This window comes from Hydrogenophaga sp., assembly GCF_031426985.1.
In the GTDB taxonomy this organism is placed as follows: Bacteria; Pseudomonadota; Gammaproteobacteria; order Burkholderiales; family Burkholderiaceae_C; genus Hydrogenophaga.
Window position 1 is genome coordinate 1 of sequence record NZ_JASJOY010000099.1, and the last position, 16,730, is coordinate 16,730.

The following is a 16,730-nucleotide window of genomic DNA, read 5'->3' on the forward strand; positions in this document are numbered from 1 at the left end:
AGCGCACCTCGATCTTGGTCGGGTGCACGTTCACGTCCACCCGCGTCGGGTCGATGCTGACGTACAGCGCGTACACCGGCTGGCGGTGGCCGTGCAGCACGTCTTCGTAGGCGCTGCGGGCAGCGTGGGTGATGACCTTGTCGCGCACGAAGCGGCCGTTGACGTAAGCGAACTGCCAGTCGCCGCGCGAGCGCGCCGCGTCGGGCACGCCGGCAAAACCCCAGACGCGCAGGCGGTGCTGGCCACCGGCGGTGGCGGCCTCGCCGGGCACGTCATCCACCGGCCAGTTCACTGCCACGGCGTTCTCGATGAATTCTTCGCCCAGCACGTCGGCCAGGCGGCGGCGCAGCGCGTCCAGCAGGTGTTCGCCGCCGGCCAGGTCGGGCGCCACGGCGCGCCACTGCGCGACCAGCTTGCCGTCGTGCCAGATGGCAAAACCCACCTCGGGCCGCGCCAGCGCGTGGCGGCGCACGGCCTCGATGCAGTGGGCCAGCTCGGTGCTTTCGGACTTGAGGAACTTGCGCCGCGCGGGCGTGGCAAAGAACAGTTCACGCACCTCCACCGTGGTGCCGCGCGCACGGGCGGTGGGCTGCAGCTCGCCGCTGCGGCCATCGAGCAACCAGCCGTGGGCCGTGCCTTCGTCGGTGCGGGTGAGCACCGAGACTTCGGCGATGGAGCAGATGGCGGCCAGCGCCTCGCCGCGAAACCCCATGGTGTCCACGGCTTCGAGGTCGTGCAGGCTGGCGATCTTGCTGGTGGCGTGGCGCTTGAGCGCGGTGGGCAGCTCGTCGCGCAGGATGCCGATGCCGTCGTCTTCCACGCTGATCAGGCGGATGCCGCCGGCCTGCAGCCGCAACGTGATCTGGCTCGCGCCCGCGTCCAGCGCGTTGTCCACCAGTTCGCGCACCACCGAGGCGGGGCGCTCGACCACCTCGCCGGCCGCGATCTGGCTGATCAGCTCGTCGGGCAGTTCACGGATGGGGCGGCGGTGGGTTCCGGCGAAGGGGTGGGGGTGCGGTGCGTTCACCACGGCATTGTAGGAAGCCGGGGCCGAGCCGTTGCGACCCGGGATAATCCCTGCCCATGGAACTCTTGGCCTTCTTGATCGACTTCATCCTGCACGTGGACCAGCACCTGCAGGCCTTTGTGCAGACCTACGGCGCCTGGGTCTATGCGCTGCTGTTTCTCATCATCTTTGTCGAGACGGGGCTGGTGGTCATGCCCTTTCTGCCGGGTGACTCGTTGCTGTTCATCGTGGGCGCCCTGTGTGGCGCCGAACTGATGAGCTGGCCGCTGGCCACCGGCCTGATGCTGGTGGCCGCCATCCTGGGCGACCAGACCAACTACAGCATCGGGCGTTACTTCGGCCCCAAGGTCTTCCAGTGGGAAGACTCGCGCCTGTTCAACAAGAACGCCTTCAACCAGGCCCACAACTTCTACGAGCGCTACGGCGGCATCACCATCATCATCGCGCGCTTCATGCCCTTCATCCGCACCTTTGCGCCCTTTGTGGCCGGTGTGGCGGACATGACGCGCAGCAAGTTCACGGCCTACAACGTCATCGGTGGCGCGCTGTGGGTGGTGGGCCTGAGCACCGCGGGCTACTTCTTCGGCAACCTGCCCTTCGTGCAGACCCACCTGTCCAAGATCATCTGGGCGCTGATCCTCGTGCCCGGCCTGATCGCGATCTTCGGCGCCTGGCGCGCGGCCCGCGCTGAGAAGGCGCGTGCCGCGGCCGGGTCGGCCTGATCAGCGCTTGCGGCTGCGCAAGGGGCGAATTCGCGCTGACATACCTGTCCATAGCGGCATTGGGACTTCGCCAGTGCGCCGGGCAGCCCAGTGGGCGATTTTTTTGGGGCCACCACTTTCCGAAGAATGGCACCTTCTGATGGGGGCTTATGGTTCACAGGTGTCGCCTTCGGGCAATCTTCCGGTGCTGCCGGAGCGAGCTCGGTTGTAGGAAATGTACTTTTTGACACGCTCTTTGGTGTTGGCTGTAATAGCTTCTATTTGTGCACTGAGATCCAGTCCTTTTTGGTAGTCAGGCATAAAGCTATCCCCAAGACATTTCACCGCAGCCATTGATGCGTTTCCGAGTCGGTCCAACTCGGCCTTGTTGCCTGTGCTTGCGAGTATTTCTAATTGCATCACTCGGGCAGCCTGCTGCGCAGCCTTCTTCTGTACGTCCGTGATCGGCTGAGCGGCGATCCAGGCGTCGATGTCGTCGCGGATGCCGTTGTTGTCGGTGTCAGGTCCTTTGATGTCGGGTGAGCGGTCCGGTTTGGGCTGTTGGCCGCTGGCCTCCAGCGTTTGACTCTGGGTGCCCAGGTTGGACGACGTGCCTGAGCCAGGAGCAAGGGGCGCCGATCTGTCGCTGCCACCACAGGCGGCGAGTGCAGCGGCCATCAGCCAGAGGATGAGTCCGTTGTGAAGTGCGTTCAAGCTGCGGTTTCCTGTCATGGTGTGAGGGCGTCCAGGCGGCTGGTGATCGTGCCGGCAGTGCGTGCACCGGCGGCGCGGGGTTACAAAGCCCGTCCGCGGGCCAGCGGCGGGTTGGCCGCGAAATAGCGGGTGATGCCGCGCATCAGCGCGTCGGCCAGGCGGTCCTGGTAGTCCTCGCTGCGCAGGCGCCGTTCTTCGTCGGGGTTGCTGATGAAGGCGGTTTCGACCAGCACGCTGGGGATGTCCGGCGCCTTGAGCACCGCAAAACCGGCCTGCTCGACCTTCGGCTTGTGCAGCTTGCCCACCCGTTTGACCTCGCCCAGCATGGCGCTGCCGAGCTTGAGGCTGTCCTTGATCTGCGCCGTGGTGCTCATGTCCAGCAGGGCGCGCTGCACGGTGGCGTCCTTGGCCTTGACGTTGATGCCGCCCACCAGGTCGGCCGCGTTTTCCTTGTGGGCCATCCAGCGCGCGGTGGCGCTGCTGGCGCCCTTGGTGCTGAGGGCGAACACGCTGGCGCCGGCCGGCTCCGGGCTCATGAAGGCGTCGGCGTGGATGCTGATGAACAGGTCGGCCTTGACGCGCTGGGCCTTCTGCACCCGCACACCCAGGGGCACGAAAAAGTCGGCGTCGCGCGTGAGGTAGGCGCGCATCGGGCTGCCGTTGACGCGGGCGGCGTTGATGCGCTCGCGCAGCTTGAGCGCGACCTGCAGCACCACGTCTTTTTCCTGCGTGCCGCCGGGGCCGATGGCGCCCGGGTCCTCGCCGCCGTGGCCAGGGTCCAGCGCCACGATGATCAGGCGCTCGGTGGGCTGGTCTTTCGGTTCGTTCAGGGGCTTGGCGCTGCCCGCGCTCACGGTGGCGCCCACGCCGGCGCGGTCGCCCCTGGGGCTGGGTGTGCTGGCGCTGGCCGTGGGCTGGGGCAGGGGCTTGCCGGCCGCGGTGGTTGCGGCCGGGGTCCTGGCCTGTTCGCGCTGCGCGATCAGCGCACCCAGCGGGTCGGCTGCGTCGGGCACGGTAGGGTTCAGCGGCTGGGGCGTGCTGCTGGCCAGGCCGGTCTCTTGCCCCAGCAGCTGCGCGGCGCGTTCGCTGGCCGCGTCGATGTCCTTGAGCCGCTGGGCGATCAGCTGCTCCAGCGGGTCCACCTGCAGCGTGGGGTACAGGTCGAGCACCAGCCGGTGCTGGTAGGCCGCCACCGGCTGGAGGTTGAACACCTGGGGCCGGACCGCCTGCTTGAGGTCGATGGTCAGCCGCACCAGCGAGCCGCTGCCTTGTGCCACGCGGATGGCGGCGATGTTCGGGTCGCTGCTCTGCAGCTGGCCCACCAGCTCGCGCAGGCTGGGCACGAGGGCGATGCCCTCCAGGTCCACCGCCAGCCGCGTCGCGTCGGACGTGACCGTGTGCACCTTCAGCGCCGCGTCGGACTCGATGGTCACGCGCGTGTAGTCCTGCGCCGGCCACAGGCGCACCGCCACCACGCTGGCCCCGCGCACCAGCTGGTGCGCGCCCAGCAGCAGCACCAGCGAGCCGGCCTGCAGCCAGCGGCGGCGGTCCTGGGAGTGAATCGTGTTCATGCGGACAGGGCGCCCACCAGGCGCTGGCCCGCCGCGGTGAACGCGGTCAGGCGCACCACACGGGCGTCGTCGTGTTCGGGGTCGGTCAGCATCGGGTCGGGTTCGATGTGCAGTTCGGCGTCCACCGGCGGCATGCAGTCGGCGGCCCGCTCGGGCCATTCCACCAGCTTGAGGCCCGGGCTGGCGAACAGTTCCCGGAAACCCGCGTCCTCCCATTCGCGCGGGTCGGTGAAGCGGTAGAAGTCGAAATGCCAGATGGCCAGCGGCTCGCCCGGCGGCATCAGCGGGCAGTCGATCGCGCTGTGGGGCTCCACCACCGCGTAGGTCGGGCTCTTGATGCGTCCGCGCACGCCCAGCGCGCGCAGCAGGAGGCGCACAAAGGTGGTCTTGCCGGCGCCCAGGTCGCCCTGCAGCGTGAGCGTGGCGTGGGCGATGGCCGGGCAGGTGGCCAGGCGCCGCGCGAAGGCTTCGGTGGCGGCCTCGTCGTCCCAGCGGCCACGCCAGACGGCGCCGCCCGCGGCGGGGGGCGTTCCTACAATCGGCGGAACATGAAGTCCGGTCTTGATACTGCTCAATTGATGGTCAAGGTTCAGGCCTGGGGCCGGGAGCTGGCATTGTCCCAAATCGGCGTGGCCGGGGTGGACCTGTCGGCCGCCGAACCCGGCCTGCTGGCCTGGCTGGACGCCGGTTTCCACGGCGAGATGGGTTACATGGCCAGCCATGGCCTGCGGCGCGCCCGCCCGGCCGAGCTGGTGCCGGGCACCGTGAGCGTGATCACCGCGCGGCTGGACTACCTGCCGCAGGGCACCCCCGACGACTGGACCGAGGCCGAGCGCCAGCGCCTGCAGCGGCCCGGCGAGGCCATCGTGTCGATCTATGCCCGTGGCCGGGATTACCACAAGGTGCTGCGCAACCGGCTGCAGAAACTGGCCGAGCGCATCGCCGCCGAGGTCGGCCCCTTCGGCCACCGGGCGTTCACCGACTCGGCGCCGGTGCTCGAAGCCGAACTGGCGCAGCGCAGCGGCCAGGGCTGGCGCGGCAAGCACACGCTGATCCTCAGCCGCGAAGGGGGCTCGATGTTCTTTCTGGGCGAGATCTATGTGGACCTCGCCCTGCCCGCCAGCGAGCCGGTCAGCGATCACTGCGGCGCCTGCAGCGCCTGCATCGAGGTGTGCCCGACCCGGGCCATCGTCGCGCCGCAGCGGCTGGACGCACGCCGTTGCATCTCTTACCTCACCATCGAACACGCGGGGCCGATCCCCGAGGATCTGCGCCCGCTGATCGGCAACCGCATCTACGGCTGCGACGACTGCCAGACGGCCTGCCCCTGGAACAAGTTCGCGCAGCGCAGCCCGCTGCCCGACTTCGACCCGCGCGAAGGGCTCACCGGCGCCACCTTGGTTGATCTGTTCGCGTGGACCGAGGACGAATTCCTGCGCCGCACCGAAGGCAGCCCGATCCGCCGCATCGGCCACGCGCGCTGGCTGCGCAACATCGCGCTGGCGATGGGCAACGCGCTGCGCCAGGGGGACGATCCGGCGATCCGCCTGGCTTTGCGATCAGAGCTTGAACACGCCGATCCGGTCGTGCGCGAACAGGTGGCCTGGGCGCTGGCGCAGGCTCAGCCCGCGTAGGCCTTGCGCAACTCCCGCTTGAGCAGCTTGCCGCTGGGGTTCTTGGGCAGCGCGTCGGTGAACACCACGCGTTTGGGCACCTTGAACGTCGCCATGTGGGCGTTGCAGTGCGCCAGCACCTCGGCTTCGGTCAATGACTGACCGGCCTTGACCACGATCACCGCCGTCACGGCTTCCACCCACTTCGGATCGGGCAGACCGATCACGGCCACCTCGCTCACGGCGGGCAGGCGGTAGACCATTTCCTCCACCTCGCGGCTGGCCACGTTTTCGCCGCCGGTCTTGATCATGTCCTTCTTGCGGTCGACGACGGTGATGAAGCCTTCTTCGTCGATCACCGCCAGGTCGCCGCTGTGGAACCAGTCGCCACTGAAGGCGGCGGCGGTTTTGTGGGGGTCGTTGAAGTAGCCCAGCATCAGGTGGGGCGAGCGGTGCACGATCTCGCCCACCTCGCCGGGCGACACATCCTGCATGTCGTCGTTCACCACGCGGGTTTCGACGTTGAGCACCGCCTTGCCGCACGAGCCCGGTTTGCGCAGCTGGTCTTCCGGGCCGAGCATGGTGGCCAGTGGCGCGATCTCGGTCTGGCCGTACAGGTTCCACAGCCGCACCTTGGGCAGTCGCGCCGCCAGTTCCTTCAAGACCTCCACCGGCATGATGGACGCGCCGTAGTAGCCCTTGGCCAGGTGCTGCAGCTTGCCGGCGTCGAACAGCGGCGAACGCAGCAGCGCGATCCACACCGTGGGTGGCGCAAAGAAGCTGGTGATGCGGTGCTGTTCCAGCAGGGCCAGCAGGTGGTCGGGCGTGGGCTTGCCGGTGATGACGTTGCTGCTGCCGATGTAGATGGCCGGGCCGAAGAACACGTCGAGCTGCGCGCAGTGGTACAGCGGCAGGGCGTGCAAGGCGCGGTCGGCTTCGGCGATCTCGGCGTTGATGACGCAGCTGACGTACTGCCACAGCACCGCGTCGTGCGTGAGCATGGCGCCTTTGGGCATGGACTCGGTGCCGCTGGTGTAGACGATCTGCGCCAGGTCCTGGCTCTGCACGCCCACGTCGGGCAGCGGGTCGGCGCAGGCCGCCAGTTCGTCGAATCGGTGCATGCCGGCGGCCGGCTCGGTGGGGTCTTCGCTGGGCAGCCAGATGAATTGCTGCACCTGGGTTTCCAGCGCCGAGGCCTCGCGCGCCAGGCCGGCCAGGCCGCTGTCGGTGGCCAGGGTGCGGGCACCTGCGTGGCGCAGGATGAAGGCCACCTCTTCGGCCTTGAGCATGAAGTTGATGGGCACCAGCACGGCGCCGCGCCGCGCCAGCGCAAAGCGCAGCGCGGCAAAACCGTGCGAGTTGCGCGCCAGCACCGCCACCTTGTCGCCTTCACCCACGCCGATGCGGTGCAGGCCGGCGGCCAGGCGAGTGACCAGGGCGTCGAATTCGGCATAGGTCCAGCTGGTGGCGCCGCAGACGATGGCGGTCTTGGCCGGCAGGCGCAGGGCGCTGCGGTGCAGTGCGTCGGCAATGGTCTGGCGGCGCACCGCGGGCGCGAGCGGGGGGATCGGGTTGAAGGTCATGGGCGAACTCTCCGGTGGTAGGGGGGATCACACGAAACACTCGCTATTGAAGTGGCTTTGCGCGGGTTTGCCATGGGCGTTTTCACCAGCCCGGGCGCCGTGGTCTGTCACTTGCGCGTCGCACGCCTATCATCCCGCCATGGACCCTGTTGCCTCCGCCTCCCGTTCCATGACCCGCTGGGGCCAGCGCGTGCGCACGAGCTGGGCCGCCTGGTGGCAGGTGGTGCTGCTGGCCGCGCAGATCCTGGTGCTGGCGGTGCTGCCGTCGAGCTACCGGCGCGGCGAACAGCGCCACGCGGTGCTGCTCAACCTGTACCAGGCCACCGGGCCGCTGCTGACCTGGTTCCTGGTGCTGTCGGCCCTCATCAGCGTGGTGCTGATCCGCATCGTGGTGGCCACGGCCTACAGCTACGGTCTGTCGCAGTACGCGCTGGAGGTGCTGGTGCGCACCCTGGTGCTGGAACTGATTCCGCTGTACGCCGCGCTGTTCGTGGCCCTGCGTTACGCCATGCCCAGCGCGCAGCGCGTGCGCCGGCTGCTGGCCGGGCACCAGCAGCAGGGCATCGAACACGCCGATCAGGTGCTGTTGCGCGCCGAACTGCTGCCGCGCGCGCTGGCGGCGGTGTTCTCGGTGCTGCTGCTGGCGGCCATCAGCTGCGTGGTGGCGCTGGTGCTGGCCTACCTCACGGTGTACGGCTTTTCACCCTGGGGCCTGCCGGCCTACACGCGCAGTGTGGGCAGCGTGTTCACGCCGGCGGTCACGCTCATTTTTTCGCTCAAAACCTTCTTTTTCAGCCTGGCCGTGGCGGTGGTGCCGCTGGCCGCCGCCGGCCAGCGCGACGCCGACGGCCGCTACGGCCGCCGCAGCGACATCGGCGAGTTCGCGCGCCTGTTCTCGGTGCTGCTGCTGATCGAGGTGATCTCCCTGCTGGGCAACTACTACTGATGCTGTTTTCATGTCACCCGTGAATCCCTCCAACCCGCTGCCCGACCCGCCCCCGGTGAAGAACCTGGAGTTCAAGGCCGCACTGCTCCTGCTGCTGATGCTGGTCCTGGTGGTCGGCTCCGCGCTGTACGTGCTGTACGCGCGCGGTGCCTTCGAACGCACCCAGCGCCTGGTGCTGATCTCCGACGATTCCGAGGGCGTGGTCGTGGGCATGGACATGACCTTTGCCGGCTTTGCCATCGGCCGGGTGGCGCGCATCGAACTGGGCGAAGACGGCAACGCCCGCATCCTGATCGACGTGCCGAAGAAAGACGCGCGCTGGCTGCGCGAGAGCAGCATCTTCACCATGGAGCGCGGGCTGGTGGGGGGCACGCGCATCCGCGCCTACAGCGGCGTGCTGACCGACCCACCCCTGCCCGACGGCGCCGAACGCATGGCCCTGCGCGGCGACACGGCGGGCGAGATCCCCAAGCTCATGGCTTCGGTGCGCGAACTGACCGACAACCTGGCCGCGCTCACCAGCAGCGATGCCGCGCTGGCCGGCAGCCTGAACAATGTGCAGGCCCTGACCGGCCGCATGAACGGCCCGCAGGGTGTGCTGGGCACGCTGATGGGCAACGAGGCCGATGCGAAGAAACTGGTGCAGACCATCGAACGCGCCAACGCGCTGCTGGCGCGGGCCGACCAGCTGACGGTGCGCCTGAACGGCCTGGTGGCCAACGCCGACCGCCAGGTGTTCGGCGCCGGGGCCGGGCCGGGGGGCAGCGCACAGGGCGGGCTGGTGAACGACACGCGCGCCACCGTGCAGCAACTCAACGCCCTGCTGGCCGACGCGCGCGGCAGCCTGCAGAAGGTGGACGCGGTGCTGGTCGAGGCGCAAGCCATCGCGGCCAACACCAAGGAAGCCACGACCGACCTGGATGTGCTGCGCGGCGAGGTCGAATCCAGCCTGCGCAAGGTCGATGGCCTGGTCAACGAGATCCACCGCAAATGGCCGTTCAAACGTGAGACGGAGATCAAACTTCCATGACCACACGTTTGCATTTGATGGCCGTCGCCGTGTCGGTATTGACCGCTTGCGGCAACACCCCGCCCGCACCCGACTGGCAGATGAACGCCAAGGCCAGCGCCGAACGCGCCACCCAGGCCTGGCTGAGCGGTGACCAGCGGGTGGCTGCGGCCGAGTTCGCGCGCGCCCGCCGCGAGGTGGCCAGCACCGGCCAGCCGGCCTTGCTTGCGCGCGTTGAGTTGCTGCGCTGCGCGGGCCGGGTGGCGGCGCTGGACCTTGAGCCATGCCGGGGGTTTGACGCGCTGGCCGCCGATGCCGCGCCGGCCGAGCAGGCCTACGCGCGGTATCTGGCGGGCCGTTCTACAGCGGCCGATGCAGCGCTGTTGCCCGAGGTGCACCGCCCCTTCGCCGCAGGATCGGCGTCGCCAGACGCGGCGCTCGCCGCCATTGCCGACCCGCTCTCGCGCCTGGTAGCCGCCGGCGCGCTGTTACAGCGCAGCCAGGTCACGCCCGGCGCCATCACGTTGGCGGTGGACTCCGCCTCGGCCCAGGGCTGGCGTCGGCCTCTGCTGGCCTGGCTGAAGGTGCAACAGGCGCGGGCGCAGGCGGGTGGGGCGGCAGACGAGGTGGCACGTATTCAGCGGCGAATGGACCTAGTTGCCCCCATCAAACACTGAGACACCGCCGAGCATGGACATCCGTTTCGAGACCTACGACCACATCGACTTCGATACCTGGTCTGCGCTGTGGGCTGACTACATGGGGCCGAGTGCGGCTCTGGTACACGGGTCCGTGCACCAGCACACCTTCTCGCGTATCCGGCATGCCGACACAGGTTTGCTTGGGCTGCTGGCGGTCACCGATCGCCCTGTGGGCTTTGCGCACTACTACTTTCACCCGTCCAGCTACAGCCTGACCGATGCCTGCACGCTGGAAGACCTGTACGTTGCCCCCACGGCGCGCGGCCAGGGCGTGGGCCGCGCGTTGATCCTGCAGGTGGCCGCTCGCGCACGCGAGGCGCATGCGCCGGCCCTGCACTGGAGGACCCGCGCCACCAACCAGGCCGCCCAGGCGCTGTACGAGCGCCTGGCCACACGCACCGAGTTCGTGTGCTTCCGCATGGCGCTCTGAAATGCCACACCGGCGGCTTCACCTCCCCAGCAGCCCCAGCGCAAACGGCAGGCTCACCATGCCTAGCAGCGTCGACAGGGTCACCAGCCCCGCCACATACGGCCCGTTGTAGCCCATGCGCGTGGCCAGCACGTAGCAGGTGGACGCGGTGGGCACGGCCGAGAACATCAGCAGCACCGAGGTCTGCGTGCTGTCCAGCCCGAACAGCCGTGCGATGCCCCAGGCCATGAGCGGCATGCCCAGGTGTTTGACCGCCAGCACCGCCACCCCCAGCGCCTTGGCGGTGTGCAGGCTGCCCAGCTGCATGCCGGCGCCGGCGGCCATCAGGCCCAGCGGCAGCGACGACTGGCCGATGCGGCTGACGGTGGGTTCCAGCCAGAACGGCACCGAGAACCCCAGCAGATTGGCCATCAGGCCGCCAGCGGTGGCCATGATCAGCGGGTTGCGCAGCAGCTCGCGCGCAAAGCCCTTGCCGGCGTGGTGGGCCATGGGCCAGACGGCGCCCACGTTGAACAGCGGCACGCACACGCCGATGATCACCGCGATCAGCTGCAGGCCCTGCGGACCGGCCACCTTGCTGGCCAGCGCGAGCGCGATGAAGGAGTTGAAACGAAAGCCCACCTGGGCGCTGGCGGCGTGCAGCCGTCGGTCGAGCCGGCGGCCCAGCAACGGCCAGTGCGGCAGCGAGTACGTCAGCGCAATGGCGCACAGACCCAGCGTGAAGGCTGCGGCCATGAGGCTGGAGGTGGCGTCCAGGTCCAGCGGGCTTTTCACGATGGAGTGGAACAGCAGCACCGGGAACAGGAAGTAATAGACCAGGCTCTCGATCGGTTCCCAGACCTTGCGGTCGAGCGCGGTGTGGCGGCACAGCAGGTAGCCGATGAGGATGAGCGAAAAGTCCGGGAAGAGCAGCTGGGCGAAGTTCACGACCCGAGGATACCGGTGCACCCGGTGGCAGATCGGGGGTTTTCACTTATGTAGTGTCCCCATGGTGCTCGGTCGGGGGGCGACCTACAGTCGAGCCAAGCAGCGCCGGGTAACATGTCCCGCTGCTATCTTTTTGATCAACAACAGGAGTTGCCTCATGCTCAATCGTCGTCAGATGACCGTTCTTGGCTTTGCCGCTGCCGCGCTGGCGGGCAGTGGGGCCGCGCTGGCCCAGGCCTATCCGAGCAAGGTGATCCGCCTGCAGGTGCCGTTTGCGCCCGGCGGCACGACCGACATCATCGCCCGCGTCATGTCCGAACCGCTGGGCCGTGCCCTGGGCCAGAGCGTGGTGGTGGAAAACAAGGCCGGTGGCGGCGGCGTGGTGGGCGCCAGCGAACTGGCGCGTGCGCCGGCCGATGGCTACATCCTGGGCATGGCGACCGTGTCCACCACGGCCGCCAACCCGGCCATCAACCCCAAGATTCCGTACAACACGCTCACCGATTTCACGCCCGTCACCAACATCGCGGCCACGCCCAACGTGATCGCGGTGCACCCCAGCTTCCCGGCCAAGGACTTCAAGGGTTTCCTGGCCGAAATCAAGAAGAACCCCGGCAAGTACAGCTACGCCAGCTCGGGCACCGGCGGCATCGGCCACCTGCAGACCGAGCTGTTCAAGAGCCTGACCGGCACCTTCATCACCCACATCCCGTACCGTGGTGCCGGCCCGGCCCTGAACGACACCGTGGGTGGCCAGGTGCCGGTGATCTTCGACAACCTGCCCTCGGCGCTGCCGCACATCAAGGCCGGCCGCCTCATTCCCATCGTGGTGGCCGCGCCCCAGCGCCTGGCTGTGCTGCCCGACGTGCCGACCTTCAAGGACGTGGGCCTGGAGCCGGTGAACCGCATGGCCTACTACGGCCTCATCGCACCCAAGGGCCTGCCCAAGGACGTGACCGACAAGATCTACAACGCCACCCTGCAGGCGCTCAAGGACCCGGCCGTGCGCAAGCGCATCGAGGACACGGGCTCGCTGATCGTGGCCAACACGCCCGATCAGTTCACGACCCAGATCAAGGCCGAATTCGAGGTCTACAAGCAGGTGGTGGCCAAGCAGAAGCTCAGCCTGGAGTGATGGACGCCGCCGCGCTGGCGCGCAGCGAGTCCAGCGCGGGCGCCTTTGTCGACGCCCTCTGGCTGGAAGAGGGCCTCTCGCGCAACACGCTGGACGCCTACCAGCGTGATCTGCTCCTGTTCGGGCAGTGGCTGGCCGCGCGCGAGGGGGGTGCCAGGGCCTTGCCCGAAGCGGGCGAGGCCGACATCAACGGCTACTTCGCCGAACGCCACGACCAGACCCGCGCCACCACCGCCAACCGGCGGCTGACGGTGTTCAAGCGCTATTTCCGCTGGGCGCTGCGTGAACGGCTCATCACCGCCGACCCCACGCTGCGCCTGCTGGCCGCGCGCCAGCCGCTGCGCGTGCCCAAGACGCTGAGCGAGGCGCAGGTGGAGGCGCTGCTGAACGCGCCCGACACCGGCACACCGCTGGGCCAGCGCGACCGCGCCATGCTGGAGCTGCTGTACGCCAGTGGCCTGCGCGTGAGCGAGCTGGTGTCGATCAAGACCTTTCAGGTGGGGCTGAACGAACACGTGCTGCGCGTCACCGGCAAAGGCGACAAGGAGCGGCTGGTGCCGTTCGGCCAGGTGGCCGGCCTGTGGCTGCAGGCCTGGCTGGCGCAGGGGCGGCGCGAACTGCTGGCGGGCCAGTCCAGCGACGACCTGTTCATCACCGCCCGCGGCTCGCGCGCCGGCTCGGCCATGACGCGGGCCATGTTCTGGCAGCTGGTCAAGAAGTACGCCCTGGCGGCCGGCATCACCGCGCCGCTGTCGCCGCACACCCTGCGCCACGCGTTCGCCACCCACCTGCTCAACCACGGCGCCGACCTGCGCGCGGTACAGATGCTGCTGGGCCACGCCGACATTTCCACCACCACGATCTACACCCACGTCGCGCGCGAACGGCTCAAGGCCGTGGTGGCGCAGCACCACCCGCGCGGCTGAATCTGCCCCCGGGCTATAAACCGGGCATGGACACCTTGCTGCAAACCCCCGCCGCCCAGGCCGCGCTGCTGGCCGCCGCGGGCGCACTGGCCTTCTGGCTCAAAGACGTGCCGGGGCTCATCGTCTCCTGGCTCAAACGGTTCTTCATCTCCACGCTCACCATCGATTCGCGCGACGAGTTTTTGTTTGCGGCGCTGGTGGAGTACATGGACGCGCACCCCTCGCTGCGCCAGGTCAACCAGTTCACCGCACGCAGCGTGCGCCAGGGCACGGCCTACCAGAGCCTGGAGGAAGACCTGCGCGCCGGCCAGGCGCCGCGCGCCTACCTCTCGCCCGGCGAGGGGCTGCACCTGCTCTGGATCGATGGCCGGCTGGTCTGGATACGGCGCGAGCTGCAGGTGGCGCAGAGCGTGTTCGAGCGCATCAGCCTGTCCCATTTCGGCCGCTCCGGCGACTGGCTGTCGGCCTTTCTGCAGCGCGCCATCGACGCGCGTGCCAGCCGCGAGAGCGACACGCTCTCGGTCTACATCCCCAACCCCTTCCACGGCGGCGACTGGATGCGCGCGCGCCTGGGCTCACGCCGGCCGCTGGCGTCCGTCGTGCTCAAGGCCGGGCAGGCCGAGGCGCTGCTGGGCGACCTGCAGCGCTTTTATGGCGCGCACGAGCGCTACGCCGAGCTGGGCATTCCGTGGCGCCGTGGCTACCTGCTCTATGGGCCGCCCGGCACCGGCAAGACCTCGCTGGTCACCGCGCTGGCGTCGGAGCTGCACCTGAACGTGTGCACGCTCAGCCTGGCCTCGCCCATCGTCACCGACGAAAAAATCCACACCCTGCTGGCCGCGGTGCCGCAACGCTCGCTGCTGCTGATCGAAGACGTGGACGCCTTCTTCCGCCAGCGCGACGCGGCGCACGCGCAGGTGAAGCTGTCGTTTTCGGGTTTCCTGAACGCGCTGGACGGCGTGGCCACGCAGGAGGGCAACGTGCTCTTCATGACCACCAACCACGCCGACCGGCTGGACGAGGCACTGATCCGCGCCGGCCGCATCGACGAGCGTGTGGAGCTGGGGGCCTGCGACGAAGACCAGCTGCGCCGCCTGTACCTGAAGTTCCAGCCCGACGAGACAGCGGCCCGTGCTTACGCGGCCGCGCACCGGGGCCAGGGCCTGTCGCCCGCGCAGGTGCAGGGCGAGCTGATGCGGCGCTTTGGCGCCGTACAAAGTTGAATCAGGCGCTGGGCGCTCAGTCCGGTGCCAGCGACCAGCCGGCGCGCTGGTTGCGCTTGTCGTTGGTGTAGTGCCAGTGGGCGCCGCAACGGTCGCAAAAATACCCCGTGACGGTCACCTGCGCACGGCCGTGCAGTTCTTTGCGGTTGTTGCCTTGCCGCAGTTCGGCATGGCCGGGCGCGCCGCGCCAGTTGCGCTGGATGCCTTGGCACGGCTCGCACAGGGGCGTGGGTTCGGCGGCGGGGGTGGGGTCGGTGGCTGTGGTCATGGTGGGGAGGGCGTGCGGGTGCGCGGGGCAAACGCCGATTGTGCGCCCTGTGCCCCGACGCACCGCCGGGATCACATCAGGATGTCGAGCAGGCGCGTGAAGGGGGCGATGGCGCGCATCATGAGCAGGGTGTCGCGGTCGGCGCCCTCCACCAGGGTGTCGTCGCCGCCCGCCGAGGCGGTGCCCACCACCGGGCGCGACTGCGCCAGGCGCGCGCGGATGCTGGCCTGCAGCTCGGCCGCCAGGGTGCGGTTGCCGCGGCAGACCACCATCAGCTCGGAATTGAGGTTGGCCGAACGGGGGTCGATGTTGTAGGTGCCGACCACGACCGTGTGATCGTCGAACACCGCACGCTTGGCATGCACGCCCCAGCGCGGCGAGGCGGGGGGCCGTGCGCTGCCGGCCAGCGGCTGGCCGCCATAGGCCCACACCTGCAGGCCGGGCAGCTGTCGCAGCTGGTCCAGCCCGTTGGCCAGGCTGGCCACGGTGTAGAACGCGTCGGTGGAGGTCAGGCTGTTGGTGAGCAGGGTCAGCTGCACGCCGCGCCGGGCCAGCGCGCTCAGCACGGCGGTGCCGTCCTCGCGCAGCACCAGGTAGGGGCTTTCGATCAGGATCTGCTGCCGCGCCTCCTGCGCCAGCCGGGTCAGTTCGGTGAAGACCTTGCGCCGCTCCACGCCAGAGCCGGGGTAGTCGGTCACGAAGTGGATGTCGGGGCAGGTGCTGGGTGCGTGCTGCGGGACGTGGCGCTGCAGCTCGGCCAGCAAGGTGGCTTCGGCCGTGCTGGCCGGCCCCAGCAGTTCGGGGGCATCGGGCGCTTCGGCGCCGGCCACGTCGCCCGGCCGTGCCACCCAGTCCGAGGCCCAATAGAGGTCAAAGCTGTCGGCAATGGCGGCGGACACTGGGCCGTGGATGAGCAGGTCGCTGTCGAGGAAGTTGTAGCGCCCCGAGAGGTCGAAGTAGTCGTCGCCGATGTTGCGCCCGCCGATGATGGCCTTGGCCCGGTCCACCACCAGCAGCTTGCGGTGCGTGCGGTGGTTGAAGGCGAAGAAGCGCGCCAGGCCGGCGGTGTTGTAGTAGCGCACCTGCACGCCGGCGGCGGCCAGTTCGTGGGCGTAGTGCGGGGCCAGCTTGAACACCGGCAGCGAAAAGTCCACCAGCAGCCGCACCTTCACGCCCTCGCGCGCCTTGCGGGCCAGCGCCTGCGTCACCAGGCGGCTGGCGGTGTCGACCTCGTAGATGAAAAACTCCAGCTCGATGGAGGTGCGGGCTTCTTCGATGAGCCGCAGGCGCGTGGCCAGCGAGTCGAAGCCCACATCGAGCAGGGCGACCGGATGGGGCTGCTGCAGGCGCACGTCGATAGCGTTGTGCGTCGGCGCCCGGCCCAGCCATTGCCGTTCACTGGCTTCCTGGATGCCCAGAAACGCAAAGTACAGCAGCGGCGGCAGCACCACCAGCAGCGCCAGCGTGCCGAGCAGCGCCCACTTCAGCGCGCGGCGCAGGGTCCAGGCGGTGCGCGGCACCTCAGTCCTCCAGCACGCGCACTTTCACGCCCTTGCCCTTGATCTTGGTGGTGGCCAGGCGGCTGGCCACCTGCTGGGCGATGGCGCGGTCCACCGCCACGTAGGTTGACCATTCGTTGACGTTGATCTTGCCCACCTGTTCGCGGGTGTAGCCCAGGTCGGCGGTGAGCGCGCCCAGCACGTCGCCGGGGCGGATCTTTTCCTTGCGCCCGCCCTGGATGTGCAGCGTGGCCATGGGCGGCCGCAGCGGCTCTGGGCTGGTGGACACGAGTTCGCTGACCGGGTGCCATTCCGACTCGCGCTTCTGCAGCTGCTCGATGCGGCCGACGTAGCCCATTTCGTCCATGCTGACCAGGTTCAGCGCCAGGCCGCTCTCGCCCGCGCGGCCGGTGCGGCCGATGCGGTGGATGTGCACCTCGGGGTCGGGCGTCACGTC

At 68.9% G+C, this 16,730-nt stretch carries 18 protein-coding genes; 9 read left to right on the forward strand and 9 right to left on the reverse strand.

Translation table 11 applies throughout. The annotated features are described in order from the left end of the window. A partial coding sequence (gene mutL, locus RMP09_RS12890) for a DNA mismatch repair endonuclease MutL (protein ID WP_310566376.1) occupies positions 1-1,027 on the reverse strand: 1,027 nt, incomplete at its 3' end. 56 nt (positions 1,028-1,083) lie between these two features. On the opposite strand from mutL, the gene RMP09_RS12895 reads away from it, so the two are divergent. Next, positions 1,084-1,749: a DedA family protein gene (locus RMP09_RS12895; RefSeq protein ID WP_310566377.1), complete on the forward strand. Its 666-nt coding sequence runs from the start codon at positions 1,084-1,086 to the stop codon at positions 1,747-1,749. A gap of 147 nt (positions 1,750-1,896) precedes the next feature. Here RMP09_RS12895 and RMP09_RS12900 read toward each other — a convergent pair whose 3' ends face one another. From RMP09_RS12900 to tsaE, 3 genes are all read right to left on the reverse strand, one after another. Continuing rightward, positions 1,897-2,442: a hypothetical protein gene (locus tag RMP09_RS12900; RefSeq protein WP_310566378.1), complete on the reverse strand. Its 546-nt coding sequence runs from the start codon at positions 2,440-2,442 to the stop codon at positions 1,897-1,899. 80 nt (positions 2,443-2,522) lie between these two features. Next, on the reverse strand, positions 2,523-4,013 hold the full coding sequence (locus RMP09_RS12905; protein WP_310566379.1) for an N-acetylmuramoyl-L-alanine amidase: 1,491 nt from the start codon (positions 4,011-4,013) through the stop codon (positions 2,523-2,525). After that, positions 4,010-4,579, reverse strand: a complete 570-nt coding sequence (gene tsaE, locus RMP09_RS12910; protein WP_409559726.1) for a tRNA (adenosine(37)-N6)-threonylcarbamoyltransferase complex ATPase subunit type 1 TsaE — start codon at positions 4,577-4,579, stop codon at positions 4,010-4,012. Before tsaE ends, RMP09_RS12905 begins: the two co-directional genes overlap by 4 nt. On the opposite strand from tsaE, the gene queG reads away from it, so the two are divergent. Next, positions 4,562-5,647 carry a tRNA epoxyqueuosine(34) reductase QueG gene (gene queG, locus RMP09_RS12915; protein ID WP_310566380.1) on the forward strand — a complete coding sequence of 362 codons (1,086 nt, stop codon included), beginning with the start codon at positions 4,562-4,564 and terminating at the stop codon, positions 5,645-5,647. The two genes, tsaE and queG, sit on opposite strands and share 18 nt — an antisense overlap. Here queG and RMP09_RS12920 read toward each other — a convergent pair. Continuing rightward, positions 5,635-7,209, reverse strand: coding sequence for an acyl-CoA synthetase (locus tag RMP09_RS12920; RefSeq protein ID WP_310566381.1), 1,575 nt, complete (start codon positions 7,207-7,209; stop codon positions 5,635-5,637). The two genes, queG and RMP09_RS12920, sit on opposite strands and share 13 nt — an antisense overlap. A 139-nt stretch (positions 7,210-7,348) precedes the next feature. Here RMP09_RS12920 and RMP09_RS12925 point away from each other — a divergent pair, with 139 nt between their 5' ends. Genes RMP09_RS12925 through RMP09_RS12940 form a run of 4 tightly spaced genes read left to right on the forward strand, consistent with a single transcriptional unit; the run spans position 7,349 to position 10,295 of the window. Further along, a complete protein-coding gene (locus RMP09_RS12925; RefSeq protein WP_310566382.1) occupies positions 7,349-8,155 on the forward strand; it encodes an MlaE family ABC transporter permease in 807 nt (268 codons plus the stop codon). A 10-nt stretch (positions 8,156-8,165) separates the two neighbouring features. Further along, positions 8,166-9,185: a mammalian cell entry protein gene (locus RMP09_RS12930; protein ID WP_310566383.1), complete on the forward strand. Its 1,020-nt coding sequence runs from the start codon at positions 8,166-8,168 to the stop codon at positions 9,183-9,185. After that, positions 9,182-9,841 (forward strand): hypothetical protein, encoded by a 660-nt coding sequence (locus RMP09_RS12935; RefSeq protein ID WP_310566384.1) that lies wholly within the window; start codon positions 9,182-9,184, stop codon positions 9,839-9,841. Before RMP09_RS12930 ends, RMP09_RS12935 begins: the two co-directional genes overlap by 4 nt. A gap of 13 nt (positions 9,842-9,854) precedes the next feature. Then, positions 9,855-10,295: a GNAT family N-acetyltransferase gene (locus tag RMP09_RS12940; RefSeq protein WP_310566385.1), complete on the forward strand. Its 441-nt coding sequence runs from the start codon at positions 9,855-9,857 to the stop codon at positions 10,293-10,295. Positions 10,296-10,313: 18 nt separating this feature from the next. On the opposite strand, the gene RMP09_RS12945 is transcribed toward RMP09_RS12940, so the two are convergent. After that, entirely contained in the window at positions 10,314-11,222 is a 909-nt protein-coding gene (locus RMP09_RS12945) for an AEC family transporter (RefSeq protein ID WP_310566386.1), read from the reverse strand. A gap of 157 nt (positions 11,223-11,379) precedes the next feature. On the opposite strand from RMP09_RS12945, the gene RMP09_RS12950 reads away from it, so the two are divergent. Genes RMP09_RS12950 through RMP09_RS12960 form a run of 3 tightly spaced genes read left to right on the forward strand, consistent with a single transcriptional unit; the run spans position 11,380 to position 14,506 of the window. Beyond that, positions 11,380-12,357 carry a tripartite tricarboxylate transporter substrate binding protein BugE gene (locus RMP09_RS12950; RefSeq protein ID WP_310566387.1) on the forward strand — a complete coding sequence of 326 codons (978 nt, stop codon included), beginning with the start codon at positions 11,380-11,382 and terminating at the stop codon, positions 12,355-12,357. Then, positions 12,357-13,283, forward strand: coding sequence for a site-specific tyrosine recombinase XerD (xerD, locus tag RMP09_RS12955; RefSeq protein WP_310566388.1), 927 nt, complete (start codon positions 12,357-12,359; stop codon positions 13,281-13,283). Before RMP09_RS12950 ends, xerD begins: the two co-directional genes overlap by 1 nt. A 26-nt stretch (positions 13,284-13,309) precedes the next feature. Next, on the forward strand, positions 13,310-14,506 hold the full coding sequence (locus RMP09_RS12960) for a BCS1 and AAA domain-containing protein (RefSeq protein ID WP_310566389.1): 1,197 nt from the start codon (positions 13,310-13,312) through the stop codon (positions 14,504-14,506). 16 nt (positions 14,507-14,522) lie between these two features. On the opposite strand, the gene RMP09_RS12965 is transcribed toward RMP09_RS12960, so the two are convergent. The 3 genes from RMP09_RS12965 to RMP09_RS12975 form a co-directional block, all read right to left on the reverse strand. Then, entirely contained in the window at positions 14,523-14,774 is a 252-nt protein-coding gene (locus RMP09_RS12965) for a hypothetical protein (protein ID WP_310566390.1), read from the reverse strand. A 71-nt stretch (positions 14,775-14,845) separates the two neighbouring features. Further along, the gene (locus tag RMP09_RS12970) at positions 14,846-16,294 is read right to left on the reverse strand and encodes a phosphatidylserine/phosphatidylglycerophosphate/cardiolipin synthase family protein (protein ID WP_310566391.1); all 1,449 of its coding nucleotides are present in this window, start codon (positions 16,292-16,294) and stop codon (positions 14,846-14,848) included. A gap of 1 nt (position 16,295) precedes the next feature. Beyond that, positions 16,296-16,730, reverse strand: a 435-nt coding sequence (locus RMP09_RS12975) for a DbpA RNA binding domain-containing protein (protein WP_310566392.1), incomplete at its 5' end; no start/stop codon positions are given.

What these genes read in the sequence shown, in the direction of transcription:
- RMP09_RS12950 (WP_310566387.1), top strand. Translation starts at nt 11,380, where the DNA reads ATGCTCAATCGTCGTCAGATGACCGTTCTTGGCTTTGCCGCTGCCGCG.
- RMP09_RS12965 (WP_310566390.1), bottom strand. Translation starts at nt 14,774, where the DNA reads ATGACCACAGCCACCGACCCCACCCCCGCCGCCGAACCCACGCCCCTG.
- RMP09_RS12920 (WP_310566381.1), bottom strand. Translation starts at nt 7,209, where the DNA reads ATGACCTTCAACCCGATCCCCCCGCTCGCGCCCGCGGTGCGCCGCCAG.
- RMP09_RS12940 (WP_310566385.1), top strand. Translation starts at nt 9,855, where the DNA reads ATGGACATCCGTTTCGAGACCTACGACCACATCGACTTCGATACCTGG.
- RMP09_RS12895 (WP_310566377.1), top strand. Translation starts at nt 1,084, where the DNA reads ATGGAACTCTTGGCCTTCTTGATCGACTTCATCCTGCACGTGGACCAG.
- xerD (WP_310566388.1), top strand. Translation starts at nt 12,357, where the DNA reads ATGGACGCCGCCGCGCTGGCGCGCAGCGAGTCCAGCGCGGGCGCCTTT.
- RMP09_RS12960 (WP_310566389.1), top strand. Translation starts at nt 13,310, where the DNA reads ATGGACACCTTGCTGCAAACCCCCGCCGCCCAGGCCGCGCTGCTGGCC.
- RMP09_RS12935 (WP_310566384.1), top strand. Translation starts at nt 9,182, where the DNA reads ATGACCACACGTTTGCATTTGATGGCCGTCGCCGTGTCGGTATTGACC.
- queG (WP_310566380.1), top strand. Translation starts at nt 4,562, where the DNA reads ATGAAGTCCGGTCTTGATACTGCTCAATTGATGGTCAAGGTTCAGGCC.
- RMP09_RS12925 (WP_310566382.1), top strand. Translation starts at nt 7,349, where the DNA reads ATGGACCCTGTTGCCTCCGCCTCCCGTTCCATGACCCGCTGGGGCCAG.
- RMP09_RS12905 (WP_310566379.1), bottom strand. Translation starts at nt 4,013, where the DNA reads ATGAACACGATTCACTCCCAGGACCGCCGCCGCTGGCTGCAGGCCGGC.
- RMP09_RS12930 (WP_310566383.1), top strand. Translation starts at nt 8,166, where the DNA reads ATGTCACCCGTGAATCCCTCCAACCCGCTGCCCGACCCGCCCCCGGTG.